Annotated in this window: 17 protein-coding genes; 5 read left to right on the forward strand and 12 right to left on the reverse strand. The window is 38.5% G+C overall.

Features of this window, described 5'->3' with window-relative positions; translation table 11 throughout:
* Position 1: 1 nt before the first annotated feature.
* Both ACQKIH_RS02120 and ACQKIH_RS02125 read right to left on the reverse strand, forming a co-directional pair.
* The gene (locus ACQKIH_RS02120; protein WP_427763180.1) at positions 2-1,582 is read right to left on the reverse strand and encodes an O-antigen ligase family protein; all 1,581 of its coding nucleotides are present in this window, start codon (positions 1,580-1,582) and stop codon (positions 2-4) included.
* A 17-nt stretch (positions 1,583-1,599) separates the two neighbouring features.
* The gene (locus tag ACQKIH_RS02125) at positions 1,600-2,097 is read right to left on the reverse strand and encodes a tetratricopeptide repeat protein (protein WP_427763181.1); all 498 of its coding nucleotides are present in this window, start codon (positions 2,095-2,097) and stop codon (positions 1,600-1,602) included.
* A 672-nt stretch (positions 2,098-2,769) separates the two neighbouring features.
* On the opposite strand from ACQKIH_RS02125, the gene ACQKIH_RS02130 reads away from it, so the two are divergent.
* Complete coding sequence (locus ACQKIH_RS02130; RefSeq protein WP_427763182.1) at positions 2,770-3,153, forward strand: hypothetical protein; 384 nt, start codon at positions 2,770-2,772, stop codon at positions 3,151-3,153.
* 162 nt (positions 3,154-3,315) lie between these two features.
* Here the strand turns inward: ACQKIH_RS02130 and ACQKIH_RS02135 are convergent, their stop codons facing one another.
* The 5 genes from ACQKIH_RS02135 to ACQKIH_RS02155 form a co-directional block, all read right to left on the reverse strand.
* On the reverse strand, positions 3,316-3,825 hold the full coding sequence (locus ACQKIH_RS02135; RefSeq protein WP_427763184.1) for a QueT transporter family protein: 510 nt from the start codon (positions 3,823-3,825) through the stop codon (positions 3,316-3,318).
* A gap of 158 nt (positions 3,826-3,983) precedes the next feature.
* Positions 3,984-4,739: a 3-oxoacyl-ACP reductase gene (locus ACQKIH_RS02140; RefSeq protein WP_427763186.1), complete on the reverse strand. Its 756-nt coding sequence runs from the start codon at positions 4,737-4,739 to the stop codon at positions 3,984-3,986.
* Between the two features lie 73 nt (positions 4,740-4,812).
* Complete coding sequence (locus ACQKIH_RS02145) at positions 4,813-5,034, reverse strand: DUF2829 domain-containing protein (RefSeq protein ID WP_427763188.1); 222 nt, start codon at positions 5,032-5,034, stop codon at positions 4,813-4,815.
* A 100-nt stretch (positions 5,035-5,134) separates the two neighbouring features.
* On the reverse strand, positions 5,135-6,511 hold the full coding sequence (locus tag ACQKIH_RS02150) for an MATE family efflux transporter (protein ID WP_427763427.1): 1,377 nt from the start codon (positions 6,509-6,511) through the stop codon (positions 5,135-5,137).
* Positions 6,512-6,543: 32 nt separating this feature from the next.
* Positions 6,544-7,005, reverse strand: coding sequence for a GNAT family N-acetyltransferase (locus ACQKIH_RS02155; protein WP_427763428.1), 462 nt, complete (start codon positions 7,003-7,005; stop codon positions 6,544-6,546).
* Between the two features lie 258 nt (positions 7,006-7,263).
* Here ACQKIH_RS02155 and ACQKIH_RS02160 point away from each other — a divergent pair, with 258 nt between their 5' ends.
* Positions 7,264-8,103: a MerR family transcriptional regulator gene (locus tag ACQKIH_RS02160; protein ID WP_427763189.1), complete on the forward strand. Its 840-nt coding sequence runs from the start codon at positions 7,264-7,266 to the stop codon at positions 8,101-8,103.
* 338 nt (positions 8,104-8,441) lie between these two features.
* Positions 8,442-10,082, forward strand: a complete 1,641-nt coding sequence (locus ACQKIH_RS02165) for a multicopper oxidase family protein (protein ID WP_427763191.1) — start codon at positions 8,442-8,444, stop codon at positions 10,080-10,082.
* Between the two features lie 412 nt (positions 10,083-10,494).
* Here the strand turns inward: ACQKIH_RS02165 and ACQKIH_RS02170 are convergent, their stop codons facing one another.
* The 4 genes from ACQKIH_RS02170 to ACQKIH_RS02185 all read right to left on the reverse strand — a co-directional run bounded on the left by ACQKIH_RS02170 (position 10,495) and on the right by ACQKIH_RS02185 (position 22,844).
* Positions 10,495-11,481: a sensor domain-containing diguanylate cyclase gene (locus ACQKIH_RS02170; RefSeq protein WP_427763192.1), complete on the reverse strand. Its 987-nt coding sequence runs from the start codon at positions 11,479-11,481 to the stop codon at positions 10,495-10,497.
* A 17-nt stretch (positions 11,482-11,498) separates the two neighbouring features.
* Positions 11,499-12,284, reverse strand: a complete 786-nt coding sequence (locus ACQKIH_RS02175; RefSeq protein WP_427763193.1) for an alpha/beta fold hydrolase — start codon at positions 12,282-12,284, stop codon at positions 11,499-11,501.
* 506 nt (positions 12,285-12,790) lie between these two features.
* Positions 12,791-18,121 (reverse strand): S8 family serine peptidase, encoded by a 5,331-nt coding sequence (locus ACQKIH_RS02180; protein WP_427763194.1) that lies wholly within the window; start codon positions 18,119-18,121, stop codon positions 12,791-12,793.
* Between the two features lie 196 nt (positions 18,122-18,317).
* A complete protein-coding gene (locus ACQKIH_RS02185) occupies positions 18,318-22,844 on the reverse strand; it encodes an endonuclease (RefSeq protein WP_427763196.1) in 4,527 nt (1,508 codons plus the stop codon).
* Positions 22,845-23,516: 672 nt separating this feature from the next.
* Between ACQKIH_RS02185 and ACQKIH_RS02190 the strand changes: the two genes are divergently transcribed.
* Positions 23,517-24,041: a PepSY domain-containing protein gene (locus ACQKIH_RS02190; protein WP_427763197.1), complete on the forward strand. Its 525-nt coding sequence runs from the start codon at positions 23,517-23,519 to the stop codon at positions 24,039-24,041.
* A gap of 119 nt (positions 24,042-24,160) precedes the next feature.
* Here ACQKIH_RS02190 and trpB read toward each other — a convergent pair whose 3' ends face one another.
* Positions 24,161-25,312, reverse strand: coding sequence for a tryptophan synthase subunit beta (gene trpB / locus ACQKIH_RS02195; RefSeq protein WP_427763429.1), 1,152 nt, complete (start codon positions 25,310-25,312; stop codon positions 24,161-24,163).
* Positions 25,313-25,610: 298 nt separating this feature from the next.
* Here trpB and ACQKIH_RS02200 point away from each other — a divergent pair, with 298 nt between their 5' ends.
* Positions 25,611-26,966 carry a sodium/glutamate symporter gene (locus tag ACQKIH_RS02200; RefSeq protein ID WP_427763198.1) on the forward strand — a complete coding sequence of 452 codons (1,356 nt, stop codon included), beginning with the start codon at positions 25,611-25,613 and terminating at the stop codon, positions 26,964-26,966.
* Positions 26,967-26,984: the final 18 nt, after the last annotated feature.

Consider the following 26,984-nt stretch of genomic DNA (forward strand, 5'->3'; position numbering starts at 1 on the left):
ATTAAACTGTTTTTTCTTTTTTATTAACTGTTGAAATTCCTATTAAAAGTCCCACAATAATCCACAATGTTGCTCCCAAACCTGGTAATGTATCATTGAAAATTGCTTGGAATAAAAATGCTAGCCATCCAATAGCTAATACTGCGGTAAAATTACTCACTCTTTTAATATTGATAATTTCTTTAATTGAATGCCATACAGTATAAAGAATCATTGCTATAAGGCTAATAAACCCAACAATTCCTGTCCCATATAAAATTGACACATACATATTATGCGGTTTATCCACAATAACATCTGCAGTTTCAAGATTAGCTCGAGCATCTTTATTATAGTGTTGGAAATTATATATTAAAGAATCTAATCCATAACCAACAAGAGGTCTTTCCTTAACTAATTCCATCACATACGTCCAAATATATATACGCCCTGATCCTGCACCAATACCTGATGCTGCGTTTTCTGGAAGTTCAATACTATTTTCAGAGGCATAAGCTTTATGATTCAAACCTAATAGTTCAACAACATTGATATCTAATGGAGCCTGGTTAGACACCTCAACTTCTGTATATGGATTCGTTGAAGTGAAAAAGCCAAATGTTTCATCCCATACTTTTGAGTTTTCTTGTGATAAGAAATGAATCCCTGCTAGAGTAACTCCACAAAATACTACAATTTGAAGTATAGCTATTACTTTTTTCTCGTTTTTTATAGCTAACCATAAGATTAAAGTCATCATACATAAAAGTGTTAAAAATCCACTTGTCGAAAGTGACATTAAAACTACTAGGATAGCTAGAACCGCCATTACCCAATTGATTACTTTTTGAGCGATATTATGTTCTACAATACTCTTACTCAAATACATTAAAGTTAGAATTGCAAACATACCACTCATATAGTTCCCATGATTTAGCGTACCTAATAGCGTAGATCCTTCACTAATTGAAGCACCCTCTGGTAATGTTGACGAAACTAAAGACTGCATCCATCCATACTGAAGTAAATCCTTACCATAAAAGTTCATCGTAATAATAAATAAGTTAACCAAAACAAACGGCATCATTGTATACATTACATAATTTACGACATTTTTCGGATACTCAATATTCATCGCAATAAACATTAGTGCTAAATAACATATCCAGGTAATCGCACCGTCTGAACGGTTATATTGTCCACCTAATGCAATTGTAATATTTGGTGAAAATACAGTCGAAAGAACAATCATAACTGCGAAAATCCCGATTGCATAGTTCAACGGTGTTTTGCGGATTTGACCATTCATGAAAAAAACTTTTGCTAGTAGCATTGCACCTGTAATGATTGTAATAACGACTACAAATAACGCTTTATAATGTGTAAATAAATCCCCTTTCATCCCTGAAGAAAGCGTATCAATATTTGAAATCAGCGGACTCACCACTTGCTCTACATTCGCAAGTACGATTAATGGCATGACACCTATTAATAATAGTAATAAGCGGAAAATCCATTTGTCTACACTTGCACGGGACTGCGCGTTTTCCTTTTCGTCACTCATCTTGCCTGATTTATTCAGTTCTTGGTAAAATGAAGTCATTATTCTATATCCCTACCTTATTGTATAGTTTCGATCTGCGCTAGTAACTCAGCGACACGATTTTGATATTCCGGAAATTCCTCAGGAGTCCATGCTGATTCTTGGCAGCGTACTAATACCGTTTTAGCGTCCTCATGTCGCTCAGCTGAGACTAATACTTCCCCAAACTGTAGCATAAACATGGCATCTTCTACTTTATATGGATTAATGTCCAATGTTTTTTGGAGTAAGACAGCAGCCTGTTGATATTCCCCTGCATTTGCTGCTACTAAACCACCTAAATAGTTCACTGCCTCTGATTTTGGCTGAGCTAGTAATAGTTCGTTTGTAAAAACTAAGGCGTCCGAATAATTTCCTTCGTTATACATCTGTGCAGCTTGTTGATAAAGTACGTCTTCCGTTGTGAATTGTGTATCTTGCCCTTTCGCAAGAACTTTTGCTGCTACAAGTCCAACGATTATAAATAGCACCGCTCCAAGCAATATGTATTTTCTAGTAGATTCTTTTAAATTCATGTAAGTTTCATTCCTTTAATATGACGTTAATAAATGACCCTTTCTATTATACACTATTTTGAGAGTTTTTCGTCATGATTTGTCGAACGAATGTAAGGCACATATTATTTGAATTTTGATTGAGACATTCCGGTAACGCTGGAATAATAAATAGTAACCGATAGGAACGTTGATTTAACAACATTTGTGCATTTTGTTATTTCCCAGGTAATTATTCAATAGACAAATACTACTATGGGGGATTTACTTTTTAATGGGTGGCATACCTATAATTTATCTTGTGGGGGGATAATATGGTGTGGTGATTCCTTGTATATTTTTAAAACATTGTGGAAGTTCATATCATTGTCCAAATGTGTAGTAACTTTTAACAGTAAAATAGAAAGAGCACCCTAGATTCAGAGTGCTCCTCGCCAAGTTTCTTTTAATGAATCGACCATTAATTACTACCTATTTTAAGACTAATACATTATCACCTCCCATTTCACCGTATCATCGTCCCTTAACCAGTAACCTAGCCCTAGGAATGTCTTTCTAACAACACGAATTAACCAGCATTCGAGATGGGACTCATACATTCACGCTCACAAATTTCACAAGTTCTGAAATCACAATCAATAAAGAAAAGCTTGTATTCGATGGATCGTTTTCATCTATTTTTTCCGCAACCAGGTGCACATTCAAAATTATTCTCCAGCACAAGGGGGAGATCAACGGGGAATTAAATGTAACTTGCATAGCTGGTCTACCAATGGTTCTTGGTCACCCGTTTGTTACACAAGCAATCATCAATATGCCCAACAAATGTGGGATAAACCACGCGAATTGACATCTTACATTGGAAATCGATATGAAATTTCAGCTGGTTCTTCTGGCGGTAGTATAAGTCCTTCAAAAGCACTTAATATATGGAAGGGCTCTACGGGACATAATAATGTCATTATCGGTGCTGGAAGTTGGTCCACGTTAACCGTAATGGTTGGGGGATTAATGGAGGGAGGCTACGCACATGTGTGGTTTGGAAAAGAGCCTGATTCAGCTTTGCCAATAGAATGATTCATACTTAATACACCAGGTAATTAATATAAGACGAAATTACGTGAGATTACATGGTATGTCCTATGTGAGAAGACCATCTTGCATAGAGCTTACTTTTGCACTACTCCCTCAAAATCCCCAAAACAAAAACGCACTTCCCAAAGCAAGTGCGCCCTTAATCTATTTCGTCAAATCAATTTTCTTATTCAATAAATAAATTGTCACACCACCAACAGTCATTGACAATAATTCTCCTACGCCCACTGTAAACCAAGTTGCCCAGAATGGAAGTCCGTAAAGAATGGATAATTGTCCTGCAACTGTGAACATTGAAAACGTGAAGATCAATGCGGTCACAATCATTTTTAATTTAATATTTGCCATTCTTTTTGTTACTACACGACATAAAATTAACACAAGAAATGTTGCGATTCCGCCAACTGGTACATCAACGATCCACATAGGTGACATAAAGTTTGCGAGCACGACGCCGAGTGTTACGGCTACGATATAGCGCTTGTTGTACAACACTAAATAGTTGAACATTTCCGACAAACGGAGCTGTACCGCGCCAAAGCTAATGACGGATAATACGACCGTCACGGCTACATACAACGCGGCTACAAGTGAGATTTTTGTAAGCTCTCTTGTAGATGTGCGTGATGAGTCTTTTAAAGCAGATGTATTCAATTTTCATTCTCCTTTGTAAAATAGCATTTTCGCTATTTTAGTAATAACTACGACCAAAGGAAGAGAGCACAGTCGCCCTATCTGAAGTGTCGTAGTGCAAGCGTGATTGATTTTGCTTACTTGCGTATTATAACAAATGTATCTATTTGGGAACAGAGCTATTTCGCAATCCAACCGCCATCCAGTGGAATAACAGCGCCGTGTATATAATCGGCTGCTTGACTTGCTAAAAATAATGTTAAATTCGCTACCTCACTCGGCTGTGCCCAGCGTCCTGCTGGTGTTTCATTCGCCACCCATTTCGCCATTTCGCCGTTTCCTTCAAAATCCGCTTTATTCATCGGTGTTTGAATGGCGCCCGGTGCAATCGCATTGACACGAATGCCATCACGACAATAATCCGCATGTAATTGCTTCGTATAGCCAACAATCGCATGCTTGGACGCTGTATAGGCTGCGCCCCCACCGCCTGCAACAAGCCCTGCAATGGATGCCATATTAATGATGATGCCTGATTTACGTTTTAACATGTGCGGCAAAATTGCATTCGTCACAAAATATGTACCTTTTACATTCGTATCCATAATTTTATCCCATAGCGCCTCATCAGTATTGAGCGTTTTCGCAAAGCCGTCTAATACACCTGCTGTATTAAGTAAAATATCTATTTGCTCAAATGTTGCTAACGCTTCTTGAAACGCTTGCGCTACATCCATTTTTCTACTCACGCTGCCAATTGAATAGGAAAAGCGCTTCGAATACTGTTGGTGTAAATGCAATAATCCCGCTTCTTCCATATCTAAAGCAAATACATTCGCCCCATTTTCTAAAAAAGCAATAGCCTGCGCTTGTCCAATACCCGAAGCTGCACCCGTAATAAAAACTGTTTGCCCTACATATTCTTCAAATTTCATCATGTCTCTCCTCCATATGAAAAAGCCCATGATCGCTCATGAGCTTTTATCTGATCCATTTTGCTAAAGTAAGTTATTCTACAACAATCCAATCTTCCGCTAATAAATCGCACACAGTTGGTGAAAACATCGTGTAACCTTCACCGCGTACGTTAATTAAAAAATATGGGTTCAAGTTCTCACCATCATACTCACTTTGACCAACAAGCTTCACATACAATTCAGCACCGCCCCAACCAGAACGGATTACTTTCTCGCCTGCTTTTAAACGCGGTAACACTGCTTCAAATACCATCTATACTCATCCTCGATTCTCAATCTCTCTTTACCGAAAAAGTATACTGGAGTTTCGATTAGTTTACAACTGCTGCCCTACGATATGTTCATCCCTATACTTACGCTCCCGGCACATTCAGCACTGGTTCAGCCGGTTTATTCTTCAACGGCTTTAATGCTTGTAACCTATTCCTCGCAATGATTAAGCCAATCGCGGTAAGGCCCTCTGCAATTGGGAACGCGAGCCAAATAGCGTCACCGCCGAAGTATGTTGGTAACAACCATAACAGCGGTAAAAATAATACGATACTTCTCGTTACTATTATAACGGAAGAAAGTTTAATCTTTTTAATCGCTTGATAGTATTCTGCGTAAACTAAATTATAGCCTAAAAATAAATAGCCAATGAAGAATAGCATGATGCCTTTCGTCGTATATGCTAAAACGTCTGCTGGCATTTCGCCGAATAACGCCACGATACTTCCACTAAATTGCCAGCCAACGAACCAAATACAAATACCAAACAAAATACCTGTAATGACGCCGAGCTTTAAAAATTGCTGCAGGCGGTCATATAATTTCGCACCGTAATGATAGCTGACAATCGGTTGAAGTGCCGCGCCAATTCCGATAAATAACATAAGGAAAACCGCATGCATATAGTTCACAACTGCGTATGCTGTCACCCCTACTGCTCCTACAAAATGCATAAACGTAATATTATATGCAATAATTGTCACCGCTGCAGATGCCTCTACAATGAAACTTGGTAAACCGATTTTCAATATTTCACTCACGATTTTCGTTTCAAATTTTAGTTTCGTAAATTTCAAAATACTTGATTTGCGGAAGAAATGGGTTAATAACACGAGTACACCGATTACAGTCGCAAGCCCAGTTCCATATGCCGCGCCCTTTACGCCCATATCCATCATGAAAATAAATATATAGTTAAACACGATATTTAATACAGAAGTAACGCCAAGCCCAATCATCGCTAACTTCGGATTGCCGTCATTTCGTATAAAAATACTTAAAATATTTTCGATGACGTAAACCACACCGAATATGAGGATGATTTGAAGATAATCCTTCACGTATGGGAAAATCTCATCGCTTGCACCGAATAAGTAGGCGATTTCTTTTTGCTTCCATAATAAAAGCACAACTAAAGTACCTACGATAAATGTCGCAAGGAAAAAGGATTGCGTAAAAATTGATTGTGCTTTTTTGAGATTATTTTGCCCGAGTGCAATGGAATACAGAGTCGCTCCACCCATACCGATCCAAAGAGAAATCGATAGTAAAATGGAGAAAATTGGGACCGCAATATTAACGCCTGCTAACGCTTCAGGGCCAACCCCATTACTAACGAATATTCCATCAACTAATATGTTAATTGCCATGAGTAGCATACCGATTATCGAAGGGATTAAATACGATACAAATAGTTTTTTCGTGGGAGTATTTCTTAATATTTCAGATGTTTCATTCATTTTTTTCACCTAATGCTTTTTGTATTGAGTTATTAATGCTGTCCGTTTAAGTTTTTCACCATAATTTTTTCGTTATTTTCATCCGATTCTCCGTTAAAATGAAAATCGAATTTTTCGTACAAGTGGATTGCTGCTTTATTGTCTTCATAAACACTTAAATATATATTGTTACATGAAAATTCATCGACTAATTTTTGAATCATCGCGTTTAGCATCGTTTTTCCGTAGCCAAAACCTTGATATTTGGCATCTATTAAAAATCGATCCAGCCATACCCGGCCATTTTCCTCACCCTCTGAGAAATGCCCATACATCGCAAATCCGATCAGGCGATTATCCGAATACAGACCCACTGGTTTAAAATTCGCACATTCTTTCGCTTCATCTAAGCATTGCTGCGTTGTTTCAATAAAGTTTTGCTGTGCTTCTCCTACTCGTAAATTTAAAATTTCTTGTACATTTTCTTGCGTTACGTCATGAATGGTAATATCCATGACTATCAAATCCTTTCTTTTTTCCGCATGAACTACGCGGGAACGTTCCATCAATCAATTATGCCTCGGCATAAATTGCGTCCGGAATCGGCTTTGTGCTTGCACAAAGAACTCCTTTCCGATTCCGTGACATCCGCCGGAGGCTTAACTTCTTTTAGCGGTTGTTTGGACATTCGCTAAAAGAAGTTAGCACATTATTGTGGTATAGTTACATCTTAAAGTATACGGTTACCGTACAGTCAAGGAGGAGGCTTCAAAATGAGTGAGAATTTACGAAAATACTTTACAACTGGGGAATTCGCAAAGCTTTGTCATGTAAAAAAACAGACACTTTTTCATTATGATGAGATAGGACTACTATCCCCAGAAATAAAAACAGAAAAAGGCTATCGCTATTATTCGTATCATCAATTCGATGTATTTAATGTGATTGAATTATTGAAGGAAGTGGATATGCCTTTAAAAGACATTAAATTATTTTTGCGCACGAAAACGCCTTCTGAATTAATAGAGCTTCTCAAAGGGAAATCATTGGAAATCGAACGCAAGATCCAAACGCTTAACCAAATCCAAAAAATTATCGACACAAAAATTGCATTAACGGAATACGCATTAACGATTGATTTTTCTCAAATTCAGCTAATTGAGCAAGAACAAGAACAGTTATTTTTAAGTGGCTCAATTTTAGATTGTTCGGATAAGGAATTTTTAAACTCGGTGTCGGCATTTATTGATTATTTATATACAAAGGAATTAGATGTGGGCCATCCGATCGGTGCGGTCGTAAGTAAAGAAAAAATATTGCAAGAGGACTACGATAATTATGCGTATTTGTATACGAAAATCGCCGATCAAGCAGAAGGTGTTTCCCTTTATACAAAACGAAAAGGACTTTATGTCGTTGCGTATCACAAAGGGAGTGATAAAGACATTCCAAAAACGTATAAGAAAATAATAGATTTTATCGATGCACAGCCGATCACCCTTGGCAATTATGCGTATGAAGAATATGTATTAGATGAAATTTCTGTAAGTGGTGAGGAAAATTACGTGACACAAATTATGGTTGAAGTGGAGAAATGCCAGTCCGAGCAGTGACAGCATTTTGAGTCAATCAATTACTCCTCGGCGTAATTGCGTCCAGATTTTTTTCGAGCTTAGGCCTGCACGATGCAGGTCAGTTAGCCGTTATCGCATGGATGCGATGTCCTTAGGCTAACATCCTAAATTAACCTCATTTAAAAATCTGTGACATCCGCCGGGGCTTGGGCCAACACGATGTTGGTCACTCAGGCGTTGCCGCACGACGCGGCGCTCTTAGCCAGAGTTCCCCTATTCAGCAGCGATCTTCTGCTGAAGCAAGTTAAAATTTCATAATGCGCCCAGTTATCCGCCTAGTTTCATTCATATAAATAACTATACGGATAAATTGTAAAATGAATGAGTATAAAAAGGGTGTGAGCTTTTTGCAAGGTAAAGTCAATCCATCTGATCCAAATACAATTCCTAAATTTGTCGATCCACTACAAAAGCCGATTGCTGCCAAAAAGAAGCCGAACAAAGACTGTCAAGATGCAGATTATTATGAATTACAAATGAAAGAAGCCAGGCATCGTTTCCATAAAAATTTTCCCCCTTCGAAAGTTTGGGGATATGATGGGCTTTGTCCGGGACCGACGATTGAGGCGAGCAAGGATAAATCAACGTTTGTAAAATATCTTAATCGATTGCCTACAAAACATTTCCTCCCGGTAGATCGTACACTCCACAGCGTTTCGGATTCAGTAGAAGTAAGAACGGTTGTACACTTGCACGGGGCAAATGTTAATTGGGAAAGCGATGGCAACCCCGAATCCTGGTATAGCAAAGATTACATCCATACAGGTCCAAAGTTTAGAAGAAAAGTGCATGAATATACAAATCATCAGCCCGGAACAACGATGTGGTATCACGACCATACAATGGGTTTAACACGGCTGAATGTGTATGCAGGGCTAGCAGGCTTCTATCTGCTCAGGGATGGGCTGGAGGATCGGTTAAAGCTGCCTTCTGGAAAATATGAAATTCCGCTCATGATTCAGGATCGCTCTTTTAATGAAGATGGTTCGATTTTTTACCCAGATTCACCGCCATTCCCAGTTCCCGTGCACCCTTCCATCACACCTGGATTTACAGGTAATACGATTACGGTGAACGGAAAAGTGTGGCCTTTTTTAAGTGTGGAGCCAAGGAAATACCGATTCCGAATTGTGAATGCATCGAATAGAAGGGGCTATGTTTTAAGTCTTTCAAACGAGCAGCCACTCATTCAAATCGGGACAGATGGCGGTTTTTTGACTGAGCCTTGCGCAATCAATTCAGTAGAGCTACTGCCCGCGGAAAGGTTCGATTTCATCATTGATTTTTCGAATTTAATTGGCGAGAAGATTACGTTGCTCAATTTGGATATAGAGTTTCCAGATGAGCATACAAAGTTCGTCATGCAATTTCATGTGGATGCTCCTTTGATTGGGAAAGATACGAGTGAAATACCAGAGCGACTTGCTGAACCAATGGATTTACACGAGCATCATGCCCATATCCAGCGAAACTTGCCGTTAAGCGTTACCATAGATTCTTACGGAAGGCCGATGCTTATGTTGGATAATAAAATGTTCCATGAACCGACAACCGAAAAACCTGCACTCGATAGTATTGAAGTATGGAATATTATTAACGGTACACCTTTCCCACATCCGATCCACATTCACTTAATCCAATTCAAAATCCTCGAACGCCGACCATTTAACGTGGCGCTTTATGATAAGGAAGGAAAGCTTGAATTTACAGGTCCCCCTAAAAAACCGAGAGACTATGAACTTGGTTGGAAAGATACCGCCAAAGTAGACCCAGGCATGGTGACAAAGTTGATTATGCACTGGAAGGATCATGCAGGCTATTACATGTGGCATTGTCATTTCCTTGAACATGAAGACCATGATATGATGCGACCAATACTCGTCATCAATGATACTCATCCCGTGCAGCAGCCGCATGCTGATCAAGGGCATGATATGGATATGGGGATACATGACTAATGCTATTCCTGATTGTGCGAAAAACAAAGAAGTACCACTTAAAGTGCGATTTGTCCTTAAAATATACAAAACCAAAAATGCCGAAACGTTGAATTAACAGCATTTCGGCATTTTTTAGGTATTCATTTGGGATAAAATCCCTTTTTGCAATACATTCTTGCTTGGCTTGTCACAGTCGTTAGCTACGTTTTTGTTTTAGGAACTAATTTAGTTATAATACTTTCTGTTCTATAAATAGGGAAATAGGAATGTGGCTCGCTATTTAAGTGATAATTGTCTCAAGAGTCGGGGTGCAGCTAAATTGGCAATTAACTACATCCATTTATCCATTGTACGATGTATTTCGCTTGGCTTGTTTTACGTTTCATACATAGCACTATGACATTTCGGACACTCAAGCGCTGCCGTTTTATCACTCTTTAATCATGAAATCATAATGCGTAGCCCGGTTGCGTCCGTTGCGTTTAGATGCGTATAACGCTTCATCAGCAGCTGCAATTAGAGACGTTATAGTACATTTTTTTTCACATGTTGCGACACCTAAACTAATCGTTAAGCTACCGACTTCACTCCAATTCGCTTGTTGGACCATTTTATTTAAAAATTGCGCCATGTTTAGTGCTTCTATTTCATTCGCATTCGGGAAAATAATAACGAATTCTTCTCCACCATAACGTGCAAGGAAATCTTGTGGACGTAAAGCTGTTTTCAATAGTTCTGCTAATTTTCTGAGCACTACATCGCCAACTATATGACCAAATGTATCGTTTACTTTTTTGAAAAAATCGATATCTAAAATACAAAGGGAAAAAATCTGCCTCTTTTTTTCAAATGTATTTACATACGACTCGATTTTCTCTTGGAAATAGCGACGATTCGCGATACTTGTCAAATGATCCGTATTTGATACTTCTAATAGCTTCGTATTGATTTTCATTAGTTCTTGTTGCTTTAACGTGATTTCCTCATTCAATACTCTGATTTCTGCTAATACATGTTTTTGTTCTTTATAAGCTGCTTCTAAATTTGCTTTCGTTGTACGCAGCTCTAACTCACAATTAATGCGCTTCTCCATCTTAACCAAAATACAATCCGTTACTTCCATCCCATCTCTTTCGTACCGACGTGCATTCATTAAATAAGCAATATTTTTGCCATCCGCGTGTCGTAAATGAATAAAAAATTCACATACATAACCGTATATATTGATATTTGGGTAAAAATAAGAATGGAAAATGAGCTTATTTGCAACTGTTAGAAATTTTTCGATATGCACATTCATAAATTGCTGCTTTTCATAGCCCGTCCATTCTATCAATGTACGGTTAACTTCAATAATATCGCCATTTTGCTCCATTGTTAAAAAGCCACATGGCACTTCGTTTAACCGTGCATCCATAATTATCACTCCTAATTTTAAATGTAAGCTTTAATCTTCTCTATCGTTTCAATAGGATGGCTCATATGTGGGTAATGCCCTTTTGCTTCCATCACTTGCAATTCGCTATTTTTAATATGTTCCTGTAAGTATACCCCTACATTTAAAGGAACGATGCTATCTTCTGCACATTGGAGCAGGAGCGTCGGGGTTTGTAATTCATGCAAACGATGGCGATAATCCGCAAAAAATGTCACTTCTGCAAACTCTCGCGCAATACGTGGATTCGTTGAAACAAAGCTATCTTCTAACGTCGCAGCATGATGCTTATTTTCTTCGTGCATTGCAACTGGGGCTAAGTAACTCGCCCATCCTGTAAAGTTCATTTCCATCATCGTTAATAACTCTTCAATGTCACTCTTTTCAAAACCACCTTGATAGTCTCCTTCATTTATATAACACGGGGAAGGGCCCACCATAATTAACTTACTAAATTGCTGTGGTTTTGCAATGGCCGCAAGCATGCCAATCATCCCGCTAATCGAATGTCCAACAAAGATCAATTCTTCAAGTTGCAATTCTTCCACTATATCAAGTACATCCTGTGCATATCCTTGCAGTGAGCTGTAACGTTCACTCGTATAAAAATGGGCGTCTGAATGCCCAGAACCAATATAATCAAATAAAATAATACGATAATCCTTTTCAAAAGCTGGCACAATATATTGCCACATTTCTTGACTACAGCCAAAACCATGCCCAAACATTATTACTTGTGTACCTTCTCCAACTATTTTAACATTATTACGTTCCATTACTGACATTAAAATACACTCCTCTAGTTAAAGTTCCATTTAATTATTCTTCGTACTCAATGTTTTTTTATTTTCATTCATTTCCTATTAGATTAATAATAGAAATGTACCAATTTAACACAGCTCTTTTCTAGAAGTTTGTTGCTCAATAGAAGTGCAGAACTACTTTTAAATATATGGTGGTCCATCGTAAAGAGCAAGTTGTTTATATGTTTCTCCTATTTATATAGCGTCATCATTGTTTACATCATGACAGTTGTTTTAAGATTTATAATAGGAAACTATTCTTTCCGTATGTGGAGAGGGTGGTTTTTTCGTAGTTACGCGGGATTATTTTTCGGTTGAAGAGTGTTGGTTACAGGAAATGGTGCAGACTTATGCAATGAGTTGGTACAAGGTATCTACTTTTCAATAAAAAAAAGAAGCAGCTAAATTTCTAGCTACTTCAAACTTGTAATCTTTCTTACTTCTTTATGAATTGAAGAATCGTTTCTACTTACCTAATCGAATAGAGATCAAAATTCGATTGGCATAACATCAGTTATTAGAATGTCTTCAGTTATGAAATTGCCCTCAGTTTTGAACGAATCATCAATTATGAAAATATCGTCAATCATTAGAGTACCATCAGATGTCATAAAGTTTCCAACGTTCACATCAATGATTAATTCATTCTTACCGTATTTCACAGTAATTTTTGTCGTACCTTCAATCTTTTTCGGTCTTACTAAACCATTCAATACAGAAACCACTTTTTTGTCTTCTACATAATATTTTGCGGCACTTGTAACATCTCTTTCTGTTACTGTCCCATCTGGTGCTGTTGTTACTTCTGTAATGATTAGTTGTACTTCATGATTAAGGTTCAGATTTAGTTCTGTATTGCTTGCAACAAGTGTTACTTCAGGTTCTGTTACAATCACATTTACAGTTAATTCTACTTTATTGTATACGACTGTGATTGTTGTACTACCTGCTGCTTTTGCTCTTACTAAACCGTTCGAGACAGTAGCCACTTTATTATCTGCTACTTGATATTTTGCAGCAGTTGTTACATCTCTTTCAGTTGTTTTCCCATCAACTGAAGTTGTTACTTCTTTAACAGTTAGTTGTGCTTCTTGTCCAGCTCCCAATTCAAGTTGCGTTTGGTCTACGCTGATTGTCACTGTAGGTTCTTTCACAATGACATTTACAATTAACTCATTTTTTCCGTACTTGACAGTGATGGCTGTTTCACCTGCTGCTTTTGCTCTTATTAATCCCTCGCTTACAGTAGCTACTTTATTATCTGCTACTTTATACGTAGCGTTTTGAGTTACATTTTTTTCAGTTGTTTTTCCATCTGCAGTTGTTGTGATTTCTTTAATCGTCAGTTTTGATTCTTTTCCAGCTTCCAATTCAACCTGTGTTTTATCTGTAGTCAATGTCACTACCGGAACTGTCACATTTACATCTACAGTTAGTTCGTTTCCACCATATTTCACTGTGATTGTTGTATTTCCTTCATTTTTAGCTCTTACTAGACCATTTGTTACAGAAGCCACTTTACTTTGTGCAACTGTATAAGTTGCTAAGTTTGTAACGTTAGTTTCTTTTGTTTTACCGTCTGCCCCTGTTACGACTTCTTTAATGACTAGTTGCGCTTCTTTACCTGGTTCCAAACCGAGTTGTGTTTTGTTTACTGTCAATGTCACAACTGGCTTTGTAACCGTTACATTTACCGTTAGTTGATTTTTACCATACTTCACAGTAATTGTTGTACTTCCAGCTTCTTTTGCTGTTACTAAACCATTCTTTACAGAAGCTACATTTCCATCCGCTACTTCATACGTTGCAGCTTTTGTTACATTTGTTTCCTTTGTAGTTCCATTTGGCAATGTTGTTACTTCTTTTATCGTTAATTGTGACTCTTTTCCAGATTCTAACGTGATATCTGTTTTGTTTGTCGTTAACGTTATACCACGTTCAGTAACCGTCACATTAACCATTAACTCATTTTTACCATACTTCACTGTAATCGCAGTGCTACCTGGATTTTTAGAAACGATCAAACCATTCTTTACAGAAGCAACGTTGTTATCTGATAATTTATACGTAGCAGCTGTTGTTACGTCTTTTTGTTTTGTTGTTCCGTCTGCTGCTGTTGTTACTTCTTTAATGACTAATTTCGCTTCTTTTCCAAGTTCTAAATCGAATTGTGTTTTGTTCGCACTTAGTGTTACAACGGATTCTGTAACCGTTACATTGACCAGCAATTCATTTTTCCCGTATTTAACAGTAATTGTTGTTGCCCCAGCATTTTTAGCCTTGATTAAGCCATTCTTTACAGAAGCAACATTGTTATCTGCTACCTTGTACGTAGCTGCTTTTGTTACGTCTTTTTGTTTTGTTGTTCCGTCTGCTGCCGTTGTTACTTCTTTAATCACCAATTGTGATTCTTTACCCTTTTGCAAATCAATTTCAGTTTTGTTTGCATTCAGTGCCACACCTGGTACAACAACTTCAGGATCCACTACAGTTACATTTACTTTTACTTCATTTTTACCATGAGTAATGGTAATTGTCGTAGAACCTTGTCCCACTGCAGTTACCACTCCGTTTGAAACCGTTGCAACCATTTCATCAGCAACAACATACGTTGCCTCAGTAGTTACGTCTTTGTTCGTAGGATCTCCTTTTTCTGGAGTTGTCGTTTCCGTAACAGTTACTTGGCCCTTTTCACCTGACTTTAATTTTAGTTCTGTAGGGTTAACTGCCAGTGTTACGACTGCTTCAGGTTTTTCTTTTTCAAAAATTAATGCTTCTCCAACATTCCCCGCTTCATCTTTTACGATAACTTTCACAGCTTCTGTCTCGTCTGTTACAGGGAATGTGAATGTACCATCTTGTGCTAGATTGAACGGAACAGCTTCAGCCTCTTTTCCGTTAATCGTTGGAATATAAGACGCATGTAGCTTTTCATTTAAGTCAAATTCCATTCCATACAAATATAATTCTTCATTATAGTCTAGATATTTATCAATTACTTTACCAGTTGCGACTTTTTCAGTAACTGAACCTGTAATTTCTGGTTTTGTTGTTTTTACGATAATAGGTCCAACATAGTCACTTATGATCTCTGAAGGTGCCTGTGCTGTAAAGTCGATAGTATACAAACCATCTGGAATCGTTGTTGCAGGTGCACCGCTCCATGGTCTGTACTGACCCGCTACATTTAACGTATACGATCCTTTTCCAAGAGAAGTAGCACCATGTAAATAACCAATGTAACCATCCCCATATTCTCCACCTTCAGGATTCATAATATCCCAAACTTCGATATAGTTAGTTGCTACATCGCCTGTCAGTGTGAATGAAAGTACTGCCGAATCTTTCACACCGTCTTTATTAAAGGATAGGTCTGTTTCAGTTATATCCATATTCGTAATTGCTACTGAAGCTGCTTCACTAAAGTCTGCCGCAAATGGCAAGGAGATTGCAGAATCTCCACCGTTAATGTGGATAGATCCTAAAATTTCTGAACCTTTTGGAGCTGTAGCTTTTGAAGCTGTTAATGTAACATTTAGCAACTGCTCTCCAGCTAAAGTAAATGTCGATTGATCAACAGTCACTTGAGCATCCCCAAATGACTTAGTAACATCAACTGTCACACTATAATCCCCACCGCTACCCTTCGTATCTTTTACAAGAATTTGTTTTGTAACAGATACATTTTCAGATAATGACTGAGGACCGAATGTCACAGTACCTTTCAAGTTATCAACAATTGATCCACTTCCGTCTAACACTGCTTTATCAAGTGCATAGGCAAGTACACTTGGGTGTGCAGCAGCATATGCGTCTACTCGACCAGCACCTTGAGCGAATACATCATATTTAGATTGATCAAGTACTTTCGCCGTATTCGAAAGTGCAACTTTTACATCAAACGCATTCCAATCCGGGTTTGCCTGTTTTACAAGCGCAACAATACCCGCGATATGCGGAGTAGCCATTGACGTACCTGTTTTACGGTCATATGCCTGGTCATAATTTACGTCAGGAAAATCCGCTTTGTACATTGGAATTGTCGACATAATATTTGTACCAGGTGCACTTACATCTGGTTTAATATCAAAATTCGGTGTGGATGGTCCACGTGAACTCGAGTCGTTTACATCATCACCTGCTGTTTGAGTGGAGCCGAAGTTACCAAAAGTAATCGTTCCTGCTCCCTCTTTTAATGCTGCTCGAATTGCTTCTCCATCTATTTGAGACATATCATATGATGGTAAGAATGCAAATGAATCCCCTAGGAATGTTCCAGATGGATTTGGCGCATTTGAACCACCCGCAAAGTTATGGATAATCGTTGCGATTGCACCCTGTTCTTTTGCATAAGCAATTTTATCAACAAATGCAATTCCTCCACGAGAAATCAATGCAACCTTCCCGTTAACGTCGATTCCAGTATAATCTTTTGCTTCCCCGTTTCCAGGAACAGCAACAATTTCAAACTCACCTTGAAGTTGTGTCGCTAAATCTTGTCCAAATGTTGTCCCCATCAATTGCAATTGTTTCGTCAAATTATAACTTCCAACTGCGACATTGACTTGTCCATTATGCATTACCTCTGGGTTCGTTGTATTACCTACTGCAATTCCTAAACGACCTGTTGCTGGCGTACCCATTGTGCCACGATTAGGACCATCATTACCTGTTGCTACGACAGCAATTGTTCCAGCCATCATCGCATTATTTATAGCAAACGATCCACTATCTGTCTCTGTGTTAGCCCCTCCACCTAGTGAAAGGTTTATGACATCCATCTTTTCAATGACAGCTGTATCAATTGCTTTCACAATACCAGAACTAGATCCACTTCCATATGCACCGAGCACACGGTATGCATATAAATCCACTTTAGGTGCAATTCCTTTAATACCATATTCGTTCGCACCGATTGCAGCGATTGTCCCTGCTACGTGCGACCCATGTGACGTATAGAACGCACTTCCTCTTTCATTAAATTCAGGAACATTCGCTGGACGTTCCACAGGTGAAGTTTCCGATGCATCATCATCGGCACGATTTTTTGTATAAGTAGAGGAATTAGGAATAAAGTTTTTTCCACCTTTATAGATTCCCGCAAACTCTGGATGATCTGCATCGATTCCTGTATCAAGTACAGCAACTTTAATGCCTTGTCCTTCAAATCCTTCGTTCCAAAGCTTTTCAATGCCTAGGAATGAATTACTTGTATTCATCATTGCATCCACTTGCGTTTCTTTCAGTGGATTCGATGACGTAGTTGGTTTCGTTTTTAATGGTTGTTCTAGCGCATGAACAATTGTGTCAGGCTCTACTAGCGTAATGCCTTGAATTGTTAGGAGTTTGTCCAGGTCATCCGCTTTTACTGTTGCTGCAAATCCATTTAATACGGTATCGAATGTATATCCTTGCTCAAAATTTATATTTTTTATACTTAACTCTTTTTGTACAAAAGCTTGCTGTGATTGGACTTTCGTTCGTAATTGACGTTCTTGTGAGGAAGAGAAAGCTTTCCCACTTAAGTTGTGTATACCTTTTTCAAGAGCGACCGGTTTCTCAGATAAGTGAATGATTACTGCAACGTCTTGATTACCAGATAGACCTTGTAACTCTTTGTGTAGTTTCGGTCCACCATCTAGCACATTTAATTGATCGGCAATCGCTGCCTTTAATTGCATCGTGCTTTCGCTTTGTGTTGTTGGTTTAAATGGTTTTAATTCGTTTGCTGATGCAGCTTGTATTGGACTAAATAACGAAAAAATCATAGCTAGTACTAAGAAAGAACTAAATAATCGATTAATAAATTTCTTCTTCATTAAATACCCTCCTAGGTACAGATTATTTTTCTATATGATATTCTAATTTTGTCCACCTTACTTGCTACTAGTATTCTATAAAGAACACATCCTTCCTAATATAAAGAATTTCAATTCTTGTAAATTGGTACTTTGCCAATGTATGTCCCACTCTACTTTTCTATGACTCAATATGACTTAGACTAGTATTTTCAATTTAAGATGCCCTCTGCAAATCTGTCGAATCATACTTGTTCCAAATTAATTCAACCCACTCCGGATGATCTATAAACGGATTACGATTGCCTTGCCATTTGAAGATAACCTCATTTCGATTTCTCTCAAAATCGTCTACAGGATCCATTACATGCCACTCTAATAGAACTGAAAGCTTTCCATGATATGGAGCCGACCCGTTATTAAGTTTGTCGTTCAATTCAAGATCGACACGGTCGCCTGTTTCATATCTAGTAGCCATGTAAAATAGGATTCTCGCTACGTCACCTTTGACGTGATCAGGTGGTTCCCAAGAACTTGATTTTTTGAAGCATCCTTCACAGCCTTTAACAGCACTTCCACCGTTGTCAAAATCAAGATTGCCTCGGGCACTATTCACCTGAACATCCGTCGGGCGTAGGTGATGGATATCCGTCCCCGGTCCTTTACTTGTACCGAAGTTACCATGGGATTTTGCCCAAACATGCTCGCGATTCCAGTCTCCCACATTGCCGCCGTTCCGATTTTTTGAGCGCGACTCATTTGAGTAAAACAGGATTACGTTATTTACATTATTCGGATCTTCGTCAGTTTCCCGTAACGCTTCCCACACTTCCGAATAATCAAGCTGTTTATGATCTGAAATAATGTTGTGAAGGGACGTTTTTAGTGCTTGACCTTCTTTCCCAATCGCATCTTTATAGTAGTCATCAGCTGGTATTGGTGGTGACACCTCATCCGTCACCGTTACGCTGAAACTTTGTGAGACTGACTTTGCTCTATCGCTTGCCGTGACACCAACGATATGGCTACCTTTTTCGAGCTTAAGTGTTAATATCTCACTTGTAAGATTGACAGTCCCTTTCGTTGTAGAATATAGCAGTTTATCTCCGTTTGGATCTGTAAAATGGTCGGAGAGTGCTATCGAAAGAGTCTCGCCTATTTTCACTTGTTGATTGTTAATTGCTTTTTTAATCACAGGTGCTTCATTATTCGTTGGGTTATAAATCTGCTTCCCATTCGAATCATAGAATACGATATTTTCCGAATTAGCCCCTGCAACAAACTCGATTTTCTGGATGTTTTCGGCACCCTTAATGGCAACTTTATTTGGACCCTCGACTGTGATATGACCTATCGTTGTGCCTTTCATGTCAACTCTTATTCCATTTTTCTTCGGTTGCAAAATAACACGATTCGTTTTGAACCCTTCACCAATTAATTCAGCATAATCCCCTTTGAGATAAATGCCATCCTTCAACTTTGTAGCTGCATCCATATACACCGAGACACTCGGTTCTGCTATGACTACTTGCTTTTTCTTCTCGTTTACTAAGTTATACTCTTTTCCAATTGGCGACGGCTCCCAAACAACTGGCGAATCGAATCCAATTTGTACTAATATCGGATCATGGTCACTTGCACGCCCCGCCATATCCGTGAAGTCGGCATTAATATGCAATATGTCGATTTCTGTTTGTTCGACTAATTTATTGGATACTAAAATATGATCTAACACTTGTGAATTCCCTTGATACACATACGAATAGCGATCGGATGTTTCTACTTTATTAATCATATTCGTCATTAGATCGCCTTCATGAATTTTTAAGCTCTCAGAGAACTGGAAGTCGTTGAAGTCGCCAACAGATACAACATTTGCTTCTGGATTTTTAGTTTTAATATCTGCAATAAATTGATGGACAACGTTCGCAATTTCTCTTCGTTGCACTTCACTACCATAGATTGGTGGTTGCGTCGATCCGAATAATGGCGTATCGCCTGATTTTGAATTCCAATGATTCGCTATAACAATGACAGATTCCCCTTGGAACTCAAACTGTGCAACTAACGGTTTACGGCTACTTTTAAATGCTTCATTGTTCGGCTCAATACGACCTGGATTATACGTTAACTTTCCATTTTCATAACTGACCGCGGTCGTAGCATCCCCGTGAGGAACTCCTTCTGTTAATTTCACACGTGCCGGATTGTAAAGAAAACCTACTCGAATATTAGCATTCGGTTGTCCGCCATCCTCGTTGTTCACCGGATCAATATTGATGTATTCATACTGGGCGCCACCTGCATCTTTGATCGCTCGAATCAAACGCGTATAACTCGCATCTGCCTTTGAATCTCCATTGTCTGGACCGTTATTATCCTGAACTTCCGTAACGCCGATGATGTCGGGATTTTGCATATCTATTGCGATAGCTCGCGCCAGTTTTCTTTCTTTGTCTACAGTTGTTGTTTGATTGTTATTGGAGAAATTCTCTAAGTTGTAGGAGGCGATTGTTAATTTATCCTCTGCTTTAACAATCGTTGTTTTTTCTGGCGAAGCATTTCCTTTTGTATGCGCTGCTTTCATTTCATCTAAGGAAACGTAAATCTTATAGTTTTGGAATGAATAACCAACTACCCCAGTAATCGGGCCATTAAATACGTCACCCGTTGCCACTTCGAAATCTCGTCCTGGACCATTCGGCTCTAAACGAAACTGAACGCGATTGGCATTTTGGTTGTTTTGTTCCAACAAAACACCGCCATGTAGCGTGTTTGTTGCTGCGCTTTCAAGGACCGTAACCAAATCACCATGCTCTTGAGGTGCAATTGCTTTCACATGACCAACTTGTACACGCATGCCTTCTAAACTTTCCCAAAAGTCAATTGCGTCGACATCTGGGTTAAAAATCGCTAAGTAATCACTATCGATATGCTCTTTTGGTAAATTGGTTTCATCAATAATAATTGGGTTAGGTAGTGCCACATCTCTTTTTAGAACAGCAACTCTCCCACCTTGATCATTACGGACATTGATTTGTGTTACTTTCATATCTGTCTGCTGTCGATCATCGAATCCGTCAATGGCGAATTCACTTACTTTTCCTGTGACAGATACGTGATCCCCAACTTGAATTGGCCAAGCATTTCGTCCACTGTAAAGAATAATCGCCTCAGACGTATTAGGATCGTTATCCATTAATTCATCAGGTGTTTGAATGTGGTAGTACGTAGAACCGCTTAATGTGAATGAATACGTAACGACCCCTTCAATTCCTTCTACCACTTGATTATTAAATGGAGACGTATGACCTTCACCTTGAATATCATGAATTTGAAGACTTTCAGCTATCACATAAGTGTACGTACTCACTTCACTAAAGCGATGATCCCCGGTTTTCACAACCGCTTTAAGTACAGTGTCCTCTGTAATTTCGATTGGAGTTGTATACGCTACACCGTTTTCAATAGGATCAATTCCGTCCAACGTATATAAAATTTGTGCATTTATCGTTCCAGTAGTCAATGTAATTGTTGTCTTGCCGATAAAAGTCCCACTACTAGGATTCGCTAAAACAGGTTGAACAATTGTGCGATCTACGACAATATCGGCAATGGATCGAGGTATTACTTGATAATCGTTATCGAACTGCTGGACAATGCCCGTAATCGCATCATATGCCGTTCCAACTGATAAACCTAAAGAGGCATTTTCGTCTCGAACAAGAAATTCATGCCCATCTGTCGCAACATAATTTGCCCAGCCACTTCCAGCCTGCTCTTCAGAAAGAGTGACATTGTGGATCGTTACAAGTTGTGATTCGTTCGATTCCAATACTTCTGCACCTGTAATAATTTTCGGCGTAGGTGCTTCACTATTTTCGATTTTCTCTACAATTGTCGCCCCATCTAATTGAAGCAACCCACGGAAATCCGCCAATGTACCCGTTAATATGACCTCATCCCCAATTTTCACATTCAAACTGGTAGGCCTAACTGCAATACCACCTGTCGCATCTTGGATTGAAATTGTATTTTTCAAGATTGCAGCGACAGTCCCTTTAATTGCAACGGTTTCACCAACAGGTAGTGCACGTGCATCAGCAATCGGTAGAACATCTGTTGGTTCCGGTTCTCCCGGAGTAGATCCATCCATTTCATGGAACCCCAAATACTCGAACGTATCTTTGGGATAAACACTCCACTCTTCATCCCGATTAAAAGCATCGTTCGGCATTGAATCGCCTTCCATTACTGTAGCTTTTCGAACTAACGTTACATCAGTTCCCCAGTTACTTCTTGCTCCCACTTGTCCAAAAGAATCAATGATGTCTTCTGATTTTTTTAAAACAATAGCATCATCACCATTGAAATTAATAACACTTACGTTTTCAAGGTTCCCCTTACTTCTTAATTCAGGTACTGCATCTCGATGATAGATTACATATGTTTCTCCATTATTTAGACTTCCCGATAAAGCCAGTACTGCTGAGGCAGTTTCCGCACCATTCGCATACAACTCTAGTGAATAGGCACTCAAGTCAACAGTCGTCCCCGTCCCGTTATACAGTTCGAGAGCTTTATTGAAACTGCTCCCCTCCACATACTCAGAAATAAATAGTTCTGAAACATTTGAAGTACTCATAGCCGTTACTGTTCGTGGAAAGGCTGGTGTTATTAAACTCACAACTAAAATGATCGACAAAATAATACTCATACAAACTTTCATTTTCGCGCATCCCATTAGAGCTATTCTCCCTTCAACTTTAAATTGATGAAGCACTATTCATGTACAAAAACGGAAACCCAACCTAACGTAATAATGTACCATCGCTCCCTTTTTATTTAATCGCATCGAATATTAAAAAATTCATATGCCCTATATTAATGGTAGCATTGTCATTAGATGAACTCCATGAGACCTTTTGAGAGCTTTTGTTATATTTTGGATATATCAAAAAATAGTATTCAACAGTAATTTTCTCAATCTAGTATTATTCACGAAAATTAGTCAAATTCTCACAGATACATAAGACACCTATGAATTCATTTCACAGAGTCTAGGGCAAAAATAAAAGAAATCCTATGCAACCTCTCACATTGGACTTCCTCACTCTAGAAACACTCAACGCATTTTTATGAGTTGTATTAAATTGTTAGTATAGTTTGCCCACACGGTGCACGGTTTATCAACGTATATGCTTATATGTATTTGATGATAGGTGGACAATTTATGACATGGTTAGCGAAGCATTAGGCTACGCGGCATTTCTTTTCTGTTGAAGAAGTATTCGTTACTTCTTCCTTTCTGTTACATCCCCCTTCAAATCTCTCATCAAATTTTAATAATTTTCACATTATTCTTTCACACTCATCATTTATACTAAATAATAACAACAAAAGGAGGAGAATTAATATGAAGAAAATGATCTTGATACCGGCATTGGCTGGGGTGCTTGCGTTAAGTGCGGTTGCAATGACAGGATACACAGTAGAGGCAGCGACAAATGGTTTATTAACGATGGAGAAAGCGAGAGCGATTGCTGTAAAATCAGTCGGTGGTAAAGTAACAGAAATTGAATTAAAGCGTAAAAAGTCAGGCAGTATGTATGAAGTTGAAGTTCAATCAAAAGGTTTCGAATATGATCTTGATATCAATGCAAAAACAGGGAAAATTTTACGTACAGACAAAGACGACCTAGATGATATGGATGACGATGATGTCATTGTATTTACTAAAAAATTCATAACGCCAGAAGCTGCTGAAAAAATTGCACTGAAAAAAGCAAAAGGTGCGATCGTAAAAGTAGCATTGGAAAATGACGATAATCGTGTCATCTATGAAATCGAAATGGAAGATGGCTTATATGAATATGATTTCGACATCGACGCGATTTCAGGAAAAATCTTGGAATTTGAAAAAGATAAAAAAAATGATTAATATAAAGGGCTGTTCCTTAACAGCCCTTTTTGTCTAGAACTTTCAAATCGCACTTCCTTCATCTAATCTCATTCCAAAAATAAAAGTCCTTCACAGCCTTAGCCATGAAGAACTTCCCCTCATTTTGTTTTAAGCATTTCAAAAACTTGTTCCACGTCTTTGTCACCGCGCCCCGATAAATTGACGATTAATATGTCCTCTTTCGATAATGTAGGTGCTAATTTTAACGTGTATGCAATGGCATGGGCGCTCTCAAGTGCTGGAATGATCCCTTCGCTTTGAGATAATACTTGAAACGCATCGAGTGTTTCGGCTCCCGTCACCTTTACATATTCTGCTCGACCCGTTACTTTTAAATAGGAATGTTCTGGGCCAACACCAGGATAATCTAACCCTGCCGCAATGGAATACGTTGGTTTTGGATTTCCTTCTTCATCTAAAAGCGTCAAACATTTAAATCCATGGATCACCACTGGAACACCTTCTGTTAATGAAGGGGCTTCCGCTGGCTCTACACCGATTAATCGCACATTCTCTTCCTCAAGGTAATGAGCGAATGCGCCAATGGCATTACTTCCACCGCCTGTGCATGCGACTACTGCAGTTGGCAACTTGCCTTCCTTTTCGAGAATTTGGCGTTTGGATTCCTCACTGATGATGGATTGAAAGTGCTTTACCATTGTCGGGAATGGGTGTGGTCCAACTACCGACCCCATTAAATAAAACGTATTTTCATAGTTTTCTACTAAGTCATCTAACGCTGCATCTACTGAATCTTTCAAGCGACCTTGCCCTTTATCAACTGCTATAACCGTTGCCCCTAACAACTCCATACGAAATACGTTTAAAGCTTGACGTTCTGTATCTAATTCCCCCATATAAATTGTACATGGGATGTCAAATAATGCACACGCAGTCGCCGTCGCAACACCATGCTGCCCCGCCCCGGTCTCTGCAATGATACGCGTAGCTCCCATACGTTTTGCAAGTAAAATTTGGCCTATTACGTTATTGATTTTATGAGCGCCTGTATGATTCAGATCCTCACGTTTCAAATAAATTTTCGCTCCACCTAACTTTTCTGTTAAATTGGCTGCAAACGTCAATGGGTTTTCTCTACCTACAAACTCTTTCAGATAATACTTGTATTCCGCTACAAATTCCTCGTCGTCTTTATAACGATTAAATTGCTCCGCTAAGACATTTAATACGTTTTGTAATGCAGGAGGTACGAAACTGCCGCCAAACTCTCCGAAAAATCCAACTTGCATTTCTACTTTTTGCTCTAAATTTACACTAATCAAGTCTCCTTTTCTACTGAACGAGATTATCTATTTATATTCCTACAAGTATTACTATATTCTGCAAAGACAAAATCAGTTGAAATACTACATTAATATTAAAATTCGACGCTTATTATGAATAGTTTTTTTTAAGTAATCTTCACACAAACCTTCATACATTCAGGTTGTGGTACCCAGTGCAGGTTCTAACACCCTATACATGAAGCAAAAAAATGTTGTATACTTGTATTACAAATATTATTACTTACTCAATAGGGGGAATAAAATGAACGATTATTCAATTTGGTCATTAATGATAGATATTAGTATCGTATCTGGTTTGCTGTTAGTAGGAACTATTTTACGTGCGAAAATAAAATGGATTCAAGCTCTATTTTTACCGGCTAGTATTATTGCTGGTTTTATCGGACTAGCTCTTGGACCGAGTGGAGCAGATATACTCCCGTTCTCAGATCAAATTTCTACATATCCAGGACTATTAATTGCCATCATATTTGCCACGATTCCAATAGGAAGTTCGAAGGTTAAAATAGGAGAAATCATTGGCCGCATTAGAGATATGTGGTCCTATTCAATGTTACTCACATTGTTAATGTGGGGTGGCGGTGCCATATTTGGCCTTTTAATCATTGGTCAAATCTTTACGGACTTACCAAGTGGATTTGGCTTAATGTTAGGAGCTGGATTTTTAGGCGGACATGGTACAGCAGCCGCACTTGGAGATGCCTTTAGTTTACATGGCTGGGAAGAAGCGATGGATCTAGGTATGACATCCGCTACTGTTGGGATATTAGTTGCTGTCTTAGGCGGAATACTTATTGTAAAAAGAGGTACCGAAAAAGGACAAACACAATTCATTTCGAGTTTTAGAGATCTTCCTTCTGAATTGCGTTCAGGGTTAATTAAACCTGAGGATCGTACAAGTATAGGTAATGAGACCGTATCATCGAGCTCGATTGATCCTTTAGTTTTACATTTATCTATCGTTGCATTTGTTGTTGGGATTGCTTATTGGGTAACGCAAATGTTAGGTTCTCTTTTACCAGGGATTTCTGTACCTTTACTTAGTATCGCCTTTGTTGTAGCATTACTTTTCCAAATGTTAATAAGAAAAGTAAAGGCTGACGCTTATGTCGATCAGCAAACAATGACTCGAATTGGCGGAAGTGCTACCGACTATTTAGTTGTCATCGGGATTGCTTCTATTAATGTCGTAGTCGTGATGGATTATGCTATCCCATTAATTATGCTATTTATTTTTGGTACAATTTGGGCTTATCTAATATTTAAGTTTATCGGACCAAACATATTCAAAGATTTTTGGTTTGAGAAATCCTTATTCGGCTGGGGTTGGAGCACAGGAACCGTAGCAATGGGACTTTCACTTCTTCGTATTGTCGATCCTGATTTAAAAAGTAAAACCTCAGATGATTATGCTTTATCCTATATAGGCATGGTTCCCGTTGAAATTATGATTATTACTTTTGCACCGATACTCGTTTCCATAGGATTACCTTGGGTTCTACCTATTACCCTTCTTGCTAGCGGAATAGCGATCATCGTCGCCTATAAGTATTTTGGGTTATGGGGCTTAGCTGCAAAAAGAAAAGAAAAACACTAAAAAAATAAGCTAATTCTC

It is taken from the genome of Solibacillus cecembensis, from assembly GCF_050272495.1.
In the GTDB taxonomy this organism is placed as follows: Bacteria; Bacillota; Bacilli; order Bacillales_A; family Planococcaceae; genus Solibacillus; species Solibacillus cecembensis.